At 69.7% G+C, this 10,146-nt stretch carries 6 protein-coding genes; all 6 read right to left on the bottom strand.

Features of this window, described 5'->3' with window-relative positions:
- Nucleotides 1–162: 162 nt before the first annotated feature.
- Genes ACZ4TR_RS49245 through ACZ4TR_RS49220 form a run of 6 tightly spaced genes read right to left on the bottom strand, consistent with a single transcriptional unit; the run spans nt 163 to nt 10,012 of the window.
- Nucleotides 163–1,986 (bottom strand): cupredoxin domain-containing protein, encoded by a 1,824-nt coding sequence (locus ACZ4TR_RS49245; RefSeq protein ID WP_465296140.1) that lies wholly within the window; start codon nt 1,984–1,986, stop codon nt 163–165.
- A gap of 57 nt (nt 1,987–2,043) precedes the next feature.
- Nucleotides 2,044–5,988: a ThuA domain-containing protein gene (locus tag ACZ4TR_RS49240; RefSeq protein WP_465296139.1), complete on the bottom strand. Its 3,945-nt coding sequence runs from the start codon at nt 5,986–5,988 to the stop codon at nt 2,044–2,046.
- Nucleotides 5,989–6,000: 12 nt separating this feature from the next.
- Nucleotides 6,001–6,981: a multicopper oxidase domain-containing protein gene (locus ACZ4TR_RS49235; protein WP_465296137.1), complete on the bottom strand. Its 981-nt coding sequence runs from the start codon at nt 6,979–6,981 to the stop codon at nt 6,001–6,003.
- Between the two features lie 17 nt (nt 6,982–6,998).
- Nucleotides 6,999–7,853, bottom strand: coding sequence for a TIM barrel protein (locus tag ACZ4TR_RS49230; protein WP_465296135.1), 855 nt, complete (start codon nt 7,851–7,853; stop codon nt 6,999–7,001).
- A 9-nt stretch (nt 7,854–7,862) separates the two neighbouring features.
- Complete coding sequence (locus tag ACZ4TR_RS49225) at nt 7,863–8,867, bottom strand: sugar phosphate isomerase/epimerase family protein (protein WP_465296133.1); 1,005 nt, start codon at nt 8,865–8,867, stop codon at nt 7,863–7,865.
- A complete protein-coding gene (locus tag ACZ4TR_RS49220; RefSeq protein ID WP_465296131.1) occupies nt 8,864–10,012 on the bottom strand; it encodes a Gfo/Idh/MocA family protein in 1,149 nt (382 codons plus the stop codon). The genes ACZ4TR_RS49225 and ACZ4TR_RS49220 overlap by 4 nt, the downstream gene beginning before the upstream one ends.
- Nucleotides 10,013–10,146 lie beyond the last annotated feature (134 nt).

The raw sequence follows: 10,146 nt of genomic DNA, 5'->3' as shown, positions 1-10,146 counted from the left end.
GAAAATCACGGAAACTACGCGTTGCCCACACTCCTGCCCCCGTCGGTGCCGCCCCGCTCGTCCCCCTCGTCCTCACGCTACCCTCCACCCCCGGCCCCCCCCCCGCCCCCCCCCCCGCCTTCCCCCCCCCCGCCCAGGAGGCCCTGTGCGAAGTGCGAGCGGCTACAGCAGCTTCCTGACGTCGCCGGCCCGGGCACCGGCGGTGGGCGCGCCGCCGATGTCCGACTCGATCGCCGCCGTCACGATGCGGTTGCGGTCACCCGAAGACAGCACCTCGTTCGCCACCAGTTCCTGCGTCACCGCCTTCACGTGCTTCACGAACCGGTCGTGCGACGCGTACTCCGCGTTCTCGTCGATGACGTCGTTGAGCGTGCAGCCGTTGCCGATGTCGATGTTCTCCACCTGGCTGTCGACCCCGCCGATCACCACCGTCTCCCGGGTGTCCGAGACCGGGCAGGCGTCCGGCGGCGGCACCGCCGAGACCACCCGGAACGCACCGAACACCTCCAGCGAGACGTTCCCGGCGACGTCCGTGGCGCGCGCACCCACGGTGTGCGCGCCGAGGGTGGAGACGACCACCGGCGCGGTGTACCGCGTCCACGCCCCACCGTCCACTTTGTACTCCATCGAGGCCACACCGGACCCGGCGTCCGTGGCGGTCAGCGTCACCGACGCTTGGCCGACGTACGACCAGTCGCCGTCCTGCTTGCCGCTCACCGCGAGGGACGCCAGGGGCGCCGTCGTGTCGCCGCCGGCGACCACGGTGAACGACACGCTCACCGGAGTCGACGCGTTCCCGGCGACGTCCCGGGCCCGGGAGTCGACCGTGTGCGCGCCGGGCGCGGTCACCGGAACCGGTGCGGTGTAGGCGGTCCACGCGCCGCCGTCCACCCGGTACTCCACCGCCGCGATCCCGGATCCGGTGTCCGAAGCCACGACCGTGACGGTCGCCTTGCCGACGTAGCTGCCGTCGGCGTCCTGCGTACCGGCTACGGAAGCGGTGACGGTCGGCGGCGTCGTGTCGCTCTTCACCACGGTGAAGTGGGACATGCCCTCCGGGGACGTGTTCCCGGCCTCGTCGGTCGCCCGGAAGTGGACCATGTGCTCACCCGCGCCGGTCACCGCGACCGGTGCGGTGTAGGCGGTCCACGCCCCGCCGTCCAGCTGGTACTCCACGGACGCCACCGCCGAATCGGCGTCGGTCGCGGTCAGCTTGACCGTGGCGACGTCGACGTAGTTGCCCGACGAGTCCTGCTGCCCGGTGATCGCCGCGGCCACCGTGGGCGGGGTCGTGTCCCCCTGCCCTTCGACGATCGTGAAGTGCTCCATGCCTTCTTCGGACGTGTTGCCGGCGACGTCGGTGGCGCGGTAGTGGAGCATGTGCATGCCCACAGCGGAAACCACCACCGGCGCCGCGTACGCGGTCCAGGTACCGCCGTCCAGCTGGTACTCGACCGACGCCACGCCGGATCCCGCGTCGGTCGCGGAGAGCGTCACCGTGGCCGACTCGATGTAGTTGCCGGAGGAGTCGCGAGCACCGGCCACGGCAGCCGTCACGGCCGGCGGGGTCGAGTCGCCGCCGCCGTCGGAGACGACGAACTCCCCCACCATCGTCGAGTGCCCGGGGATCGTGCAGTAGTACCGGTACTTGCCCGGGGTGAGCGTCACGACCGCCTCGTGCCGCCCGTTCTGCGGGTCGAACGGGTTGGCCAGGACGTTCAGCGAGACGTCGTGGTTGTAGCCCGGCGTCGACGTGTCGAACGTCAGGGTGTGCGACATCCCCGTCGTGTTGCCGGTGGCTTCGCTGTTTTCGAAGACGATCGTGGTCTCGCCGGGCAGCGCGCCGGTGGGCGCGGACGTGTATGCGGTGACGCTGTCGCCCGCGGTCCAGGTCAGGGTCTGGGCGGGCGCCGCCACCGCGGGGGTGACGAGCCCGAGCAAGACCAGGAAAGCGGCCAGCAGCACGGCGATCGGTCGTGGGGACATCGCGGGAAACCTTCCTGGGAGGAACGGGGGCCGGGCGCGCGCCCGGCCCCCGTCGCGCTACAGCTGCCGCACCCGGATGTTGCGGAACTCGGTCAGGTCGTTGTCACTGTGGTTCTGCAACCCGATGAACCCGCTGACGAACTGCCGCAGATCGGTCGGCGGATCACCGGCCCGCGAGGACTGCTGACCCGGCGTGTTGTCGAACTCGTTGATCACCACGCCGTTGCGGATGATCGTGTAGTGCTGGCCGACGACCTTGACCTCGTAGTCGTTCCAGGTCGCCTTCGGCCGCGCCCCCGCCTGGTCGAGCGGGCGCGGGTCGAAGTTGTAGATCGACCCGGTCTTCTGCGGCTCACCGCTGTCGCCGTCGTAGATCTGGATCTCGTGGCCGCAGTAGATCGCGACCCACGCCTGCGACGTCCGCGCCGAGCCGACCGTCCCGCAGCTGCCCGGTGGCCGCTGCTCCAGCGGCGTCCGCGGGTCCGGGAACCGGACGAAGACCCCGGTGTTGGCCCGGTTCGGATCCGGGGCGATGTCCTTGAACTGCAGTTTCACCGAGAAGTCGCCGAACTGGCGCTGGGCGTACCAGAGCATGCCCAACCCGCCGGCCGACCGGATCGACCCGTCGGGCTGGAGCGAGAACTGCCCGGACGGCGCCTGTTCCCAAGCCCGTAGCGACTCGGCCGTGCCGTCGAAGAGCGCCTCGTATCCGGTGGTCCCCGGGTTCCCGATCGGCGACGCCTCCGCCGCCGCGTTCAGCTCGGCCGCCTCGGCGCTGCTGAGCACCCCGAGCTCGTCGAGGGTCTCGGTGGCCTGCTCGACGTGGTTGACGAACGCGGCGTGCGTGGTCCACGTGCCTTCGTCGTTGATGAAGTCGTCGACCGTGCAGCCACCACCGGCGTTGCGGTTGGGCACCTTCGTGATGGCATCGCCCAAGGTCACGACCGGACTCGGATCGGCCACCACGCACCCGACGTTCACCGCGGTCCGGGTCGTCACCGCTTCACCGTTCGCGTACGTCACGGTCAGCTTGGCGGTGAAGATCCCGGTGCGCGGGTAGGTGTGGCGCGGGTCGGCCTGGGTGGACACCGAGCCGTCGCCGAACTCCCAGCGGTAGGACACGCCGCCGGACTTCGACCCGGTGAACGCCGCCGTGAGCGCCTTGTTCTGCACCATGGTCGACGACGCGGCCGGGGCCGGGGTCGGCGCGCCGCCCGTGTAGCTGATCTTGAGCAGCTTCTGGTTGGCGTCCAGGGAGAAGAACCCGTTGCCGTAGTCGAGCACGTACAGCGCGCCGTCCGGCCCGAACTTGGCGTCCATCCAGCTCTGCACCCGGGTGTCCCCCGCGCCGCCGGGGATGATCTGCCGGAACGTCTCGGCGAACACCGGCGGCTGGTGCGTCGGCACGCCCGCCGGGTCCACGGTCACCGCGACGCGGTTCTGGGCGTTGGACTCGTCGCCGATGAACCACTTGTTGTCCCAGTACTCCGGCCACGCCACGCCGCTGTTCGTGTTGACCAGCGAGCGGTGGTACGTCGGCCCGGACATGACCGCCTGGCCGCCACCCCGCAGGTACGGCTGGGTGTAGGTGGCGTCCGCCGCGTTGTACGTCGGGATCGAGGACCCCGGCCGCTTCGGGAACACCGGCCCGCCGCCGTCCGGCGAGTACCAGATCATGTTGTCCTTGATCGGCGGCAGGTTCACCAGGCCGGTGTTGCGCGGCGAGGTGTTGACCGGGTTGTCGCAGTCGTACCAGCCGGTCAGCTCCGCGGCGTTGGTGCTGCTGCGGTCGCGGTAGGGCTGCCGGTTGCCCATGCAGTACGGCCAGCCGTGGTTGCCCGCCTCGGTGATGATCGTCGCGGTCTCGTACTTCGCCGGCCCGAGTTCGGGGCTCGGCGAGGACGCGTCGGGGCCGACCCAGCCCGCGGTCATCCAGTTGTGCACCGGGTCGATCTGCAGCCGGGAGATGTTGCGGACGCCCATCACGTAGATCTCCGGGCGCGTCTTGTCCGCCGGCCCGTTCGGGAAGAGGTTCCCCTGCGGGATCGTGTACGTCCCGTTCGCCTCCGGGTGGATGCGCAGGATCTTGCCGCCCAGGTCGTTGGTGTTGCCCGCGGTGCGGCGGGCGTCCTGGAACGAAAGACCCTTGTAGTCGAGCGTCCAGTTGTTGCCCGAGTAGCCGTTCGAGCCGCCCGAGGAGTTGTTGTCCCCGGAGCCGATGTAGAGGTTCCCGTCCTTGTCGAACGCCATGCCGCCGCCGGCGTGGCAGCAGCTGTGGATCTGGACGTCCCAGGACAGCAGGTCCTTGCGGGTGGCCTGGTCGAGCGTCTGCGCGGTGGCGTTGTAGGTGAACCGCGAGACCGTGCGCTTGCCGATCCGCTTGTCGCGGTCGATCGACTCGTGCGGCATCCAGTAGGCGTACATGTAGCCGTTCTCGGCGAACTTCGGGTCCAGCGTCAGCCCGAGCAGGCCCTCTTCGTTCTTGACGAGCTCGTCACCGCTGCCCCGGTTGCCCATCACGCGCAACGTCGTGAGCAGCTTGACCTTCTTGGTGGCCGGGTCCCACTGGTGGACCGTGCCGCAGCCGAGGCCGACGTTCGGGTCGTCCCAGCTGACCACGGGCCCGGTCGGGCAGGCCGCCTTGCCGATGTAGAAGATCTTGCCGTCCGGGGCGATGGTGAGCCCGTGCGGCTCGCCGATCTGGTCGAGCTGCCCGGCGGCGTTCTTGCCGGTCAGCCGTTCGATCTTGTAGTTCGCCGCGATCCCGGCCTGGCAGTCGCCGCGCACCATCCCGGTCGTCCAGCGCAACGCGCCGAGCAGGTGGTCGCGGAACTGCGCCTCGCCGTAGGACCCTTCGGTGCGGCCCATGCCGGTGTAGAAGGAGCGGCCGCCGTCGTAGTCGCGGCACCAGGAGATCGGGTGGAACGCGCCGTTCGCGCCGACGCCCGGGTTGTAGCCCTTCTCCTCCACCTGCGCGACCGTGTGGACGGTGCCGACCGGGTTGGTCTCCCAGTTGAGCCACCGGTCGGTGCGCGTCCAGTTCTGCGGCAGGCCGGCGGTCGCCGGGTGATGGGCGTCCAGGACGTCGACGACGGCCTGCTGCGGCGCCGGCTCGGGCGGCGGCGGGGTCGTCGAGGTGTCCTTGAACAGCTTGAGGTCGGCGAGCTGGATGATCGGCTCACCGGCGTTCGCGGTGATGTTCAGCCGGTAGTTCGGGTAGACCGTGGTGTTGGCGAAGGTGAACGTCCGGGTCTGGAACGGGTCGGTGAACACCTCGTTCGCCCGCGTGTCCAGGTCGGTCCACGTGGTCCCGTCGGCGGAGCCCTGCAGGGTCCAGTTCTTCGGGTTCCGGCCCACGAAGTCGTTGGCCGACACCAGCGAGTAGCTGCTGACCGCGACCGGCGCCGCCATCTTGTAGGCGACCCAGCCGGTCGGCGAGAACGTCAGCCACTTCGTGTTCTCGTTGTTGTCGGCCAGCTTTTCCTTGGTCTCGTTCGGGGGGTTCTCGCCGCTCGCGGTCACCGACGCCACCGCTTCGGGCGTCGGGCGGGCCCCGACCGGGCGGGCGCCGATCAGCCCGGTGAACCACTGGGACGAGTCCTGCGCGCGGGCGGCGTCGGAGATGCCGAGGAACCCGCCGCCGGCCTTCATGTAGGCCTGCAGCGCGGCTTCCTGCTCACGTGTGAGTGTCACGCCCTGCGCGGACAGGAACACCACGCCGCGGTACTTGGCGAGGTTCGCCGTGCTGAACACGGCGGGGTCGGACGACGCCGTGACGGTGATGCCGTTGTCCTGCCCGAGCCGCGCGATCGCGTCCGCCGCGCGCAGCACCGGGTCCTTCTGACCGGCCGCCGCGCCGTGGAAGACCAGCACGTTCACCGCGACGTTCGCCGCCGGTGCCGCTTGGGCCACCGGCATCGCCATCAGTGGTGCCCCGGCCGCGAGGACCGACCCGATGGCGAGCATGACCGCCATCCGCCGGCCGAACCAACGTCTCCTCATGATCGATCCCTCCTAAGCGTGGGTGCGGCCGTCGGGGTTCATGTCGTGCCCGGCGTGGCCGTGCTCCTTGAACCGGTCGATCGCTTCCTGGGCCCCGTCCGGCAGGCTGCCGTCGGCGTTGCGGACCAGGAAGAGGCCCACCATCCCGCCGTCGGCGTGGGTCTGGACGTGGCAGTGGTACATCCACACCCCCGGGCCGACGCCTTCGCCGGCGATCACCTGGAAACCGAACGAGCCGCCGGGGTCGAGGTTCTTGTTGTCGACGACCTGGGCGTTGTCGGTGGCACTGCTCAACATCCCGGTGCGGGTGTCGGCCCAGCGGTGCGCGTGCAGGTGGAACGTGTGCGGCAGGCTGCCGTGCCCGATGCACACCCACTCGACGCGCTCGCCGAGCCGCGCCTCGAACATCGGGGTGTCGGGCGCCATCTTGTGGTTGATCATCATCTCGTTGAACACGACGGTGTACTGCCGGCTGGGCAGCAGATCGCCGCGCTTGCGCACGATCAGCCCGCCGTAGAGCCCGCGCGCGAGGCCGCCGCTGCCGTGGTCGGTGCCCATCGCGTGGTCGTGGTAGTGCCAGTACCCGGCGCTGCCCGGCATCCAGAACCCGCCGCTCGCTTCATAGCGGGTCCGCGTCTTCCAGGTGTAGGTCCGGGTCTCGCCCGGCTTGTTGAACGACGCGTTGAGCGGGGCGCCGTCGGACCCGGTGTCGTAGTTGACGCCGTGCGGGTGGATCGACAGCCGCTGGTCGGTCCGGTTGACCAGCTCGATCTCGAGGGTGTCGGCCTCGTAGATCTCCAGCAGCGGCCCGGGGATCGTGGCTTTGCCCGGTTCGAGCCCGTAGCCGTAGAGGCCACCGGGAAGCGCTTCCGCGTAGATCGTGATCTTGCGGGTCAGACCCGCCGCCGACGCCGAATCGGCGCCTACGCCGATAGCGGGCACCAGCACCCCGGCGGCGGTTCCGGCCAGCATCGACCGACGTGACACTCGCATGTGCTTTCCCCCGGGAGTCAGAACCGAACGGTGCGGAGGTACTCGAAGCCGACCTTGGCGGTGCTCAACGGGTCGGTCGGCTGGTCGTGCTCGACGATGTACTCGCTGATGGTGTGGCAGGACGCGGCGAAGATGCGCGGGAAGTTGATGACTCCCGCGCCGGGGTCGACCATCTGCCCGTCCGCGGTCCGGTCCTTCACGTGGTACTGCGTCACGCGCGGGTAGTTGCGCCGGAACAGCTCGACCGGGTCCGCGCCGCCGTTCACCGCCCAGAAGAGATCGATTTCCAGGTGGACGTCACGCTTGTTCGTCTTCGCGGTGAGCACGTCGTACGGGACCACGCCGCCGATCGGGGCGAACTCGTGGTCGTGGTTGTGGTAACCGAGCTTGAGCCCGGCCTTCTTGAAGGCGACCGCGGCGGTGTTCATGCGGCCCGCGAAGGCCTCCCACTCGGCGATGGTGCCGAAGTTCGCGTACGGCACGACGACGGAGCGGTTGCCGAGGATCTTCGCGTCGGCGATGGTCTGGTTCAGGTCACCGTCGATGCCGACGTGCGTCGAGGACGCCTTGATGTGGTTGCGGTCGAGGATGGCGCGGAACTCGGTCGCGCTGCGGCCGTACGTCCCGGCCAGCTCGACCTTCCGGTAGCCGATGTCGGCGAGCGCGGAGAGCGTGCCTTCGGGGTCGTTCTGCAGGAGGGAACGCAGGGAGTAGAGCTGGATGCTGATCTTGTCGAGCGGGACGCGCCGGCGGGCCGGGGAGGCGTCCGCGGTGCCAGGTAGCGCGATGGCCGCCGCCCCCACCGTCAGGGCGGCTGTCGCCACGTTCAGGAATGTCCGTCGGGAGTGCTGCTCAGCTTCATGACCGCACATGGAACTCCCTCATTTCTGATTGCTGAAAGCCGCGTCGAAAGCCGCCGACGGCTGGTCGAACAGGTGCTCGCGCAGGTACTTCACCGCCTCCGCCGCGCCCCGGAGCCGGTCCATCCCGGCGTCTTCCCACTCCACCGAGATCGGGCCGGTGTAGCCGATCGAGTTCAGGGCCCGGAAGCAGTCCTCCCACGGGACGTCGCCGTGGCCGACGGACACGAAGTCCCAGCCTCGGCGCGGATCGGCCCAGGCCAGGTGCGAGCCGAGCCGTCCGTTGCGGCCGTCGAAGCGCTTGCGGGTGTCCTTGCAGTCGACGTGGTAGATCCGGTCGGCGAAGTCGAGGATGAACCCGACCGGGTCGAGGTCCTGCCAGACGAAGTGCGACGGGTCCCAGTTCAGCCCGAACGCCGGCCGGTGGCCGACGGCTTCGAGCGCCCGCTGGGTCGTCCAGTAGTCGTAGGCGATCTCCGACGGGTGAACCTCGTGCGCGAACCGGACGCCCACCTCGTCGAAGACGTCGAGGATCGGGTGCCAGCGACGCGCGAAGTCTTCGTAGCCGTCAACGATGTCATCGCGCGTGACCGGCGGAAACATCGCCACGTACTTCCAGATCTTCGACCCGGTGAACCCGATGACGGTGTCCACCCCGAGCTTCGCCGCCGCCCTCGCCGTGTCGGCCATTTCGGCGGCCGCCCGGCGCCGGACGCCCTCGGGTTCGCCGTCGCCCCAGATGCGGGACGGGAGGATCGCGCGGTGCCGGGCGTCGATCGGGTCGTCGCAGACGGCCTGCCCGACGAGGTGGTTCGAGATCGCCCACACCTTGAGCCCGTGCTCGGCGAGCAGCGCGAGCCGACCCGGCACGTAGTCCTCTTCGGACAGTGCGCGATCGACCTCGAAGTGGTCGCCGGAGCAGGCGATCTCCAGGCCGTCGTACCCCCACTCGGCGGCGAGCTTGCAGACCTCGGTGAACGGCAGGTCCGCCCACTGGCCGGTGAACAGCGTGACCGGACGGCTCACTTCCCCTCCTCCACCGAGGTCCACTTCGCTTCGGCGGCCGCGCTCTGCTCGACGGCGTCCAGCACCCGCTGGACCCGCAGGCCGTCGTCGAAGCTCGGTGCCGGGTCGGTACCCGCGCCGATGGCGTCGAGGAAGTCGGCGACCTCGTGGGTGAACGTGTGCTCGTAGCCGAGCAGGTGGCCCGGCGGCCACCACACCCCGACGTACGGGTGCTCCGGCTCGGTGACCAGGATGCGCCGGAAGCCGGCCTCGGTACCGCTGCCTTCGTACCACTGGAGCTCGTTCATCGACTCGAAGTCGAACGCCAGGCTCGCCTTCGACCCGTTGACCTCCAGCCGCATCGCGTTCTTGCGCCCGAGCGCGAACCGGGTCGCCTCGAAGCTCGCCACCGCTCCCCCGGAGAGCCGGGCCAGGAACAACGCGGTGTCGTCGACCGTCACGTCGTCCGTCCCGCCGTTCTCGGCCGGCCGCTGCTTCACGAAGGTGTTCGTCAGCGCCGAGACGCCGGTGACCACTTCGCCGGTGACGAACTGGGCGGCGTCGACGATGTGCGCGCCGAGGTCGCCCAGCGCACCCGAACCCGCGGATTCGCGACGCAGCCGCCAGGTCATCGGCGCCTGCGGGTCCGACAGCCAGTCCTGCAGGTAGACCGACCGCACGTGCCGGATCTCGCCGAGCGCCCCGCTCGCCACCAGCTTCCTGGCGTGCGCCAGCGCGGGCACCCGGCGGTAGTTGAACGCGACCATGGCCCGCACCCCGCGTTCCCGGGCCTTCCGCGCGGCTTCGGCCATCGCTTCGGCCTCCGCCACCGAGTTGGCCAGGGGTTTCTCGCACAGCACGTGCTTCCCGGCCTCCAGCGCGGCGATCGCGATCTCGGCGTGGCTGTCGCCCGGCGTGCAGACGTCGACCAGGCCGACGTCGTCGCGGGCGATCAGCTTCCGCCAGTCGGTTTCGACCGCGTCCCAGCCGAATTTGGCGGCCGCGGCGGTGGCCCGGGCCTCGTCGCGGCCGGCGAGCACGGCGAGTCTCGGCACCAGCGGTGGGTCGAAGAACCGGTGGACGCTGCGCCAGGCGTGCGAATGCACCGCACCCATGAACGCGTGGCCCACCATCCCGATCCCGATGGTTTCCCGTGCCGGGCTCATACCCCTCCTTGGTAGCTGGGTGCAGGCCGTCGTGGGGGGTTTGTGGGGGGGGGGAAAAACAACAAAACCAACACCAGAAGCGGGAAAAAGGAATTCAGAGGCGGAAAACAAAAGGAAGGGCCAGTGCCAATTCT

Source organism: Amycolatopsis sp. NPDC028719 (assembly GCF_055565395.1).
Note: the sequence above shows the minus strand (reverse complement) of the source record. Positions and strands in the feature narration are given on the sequence as shown.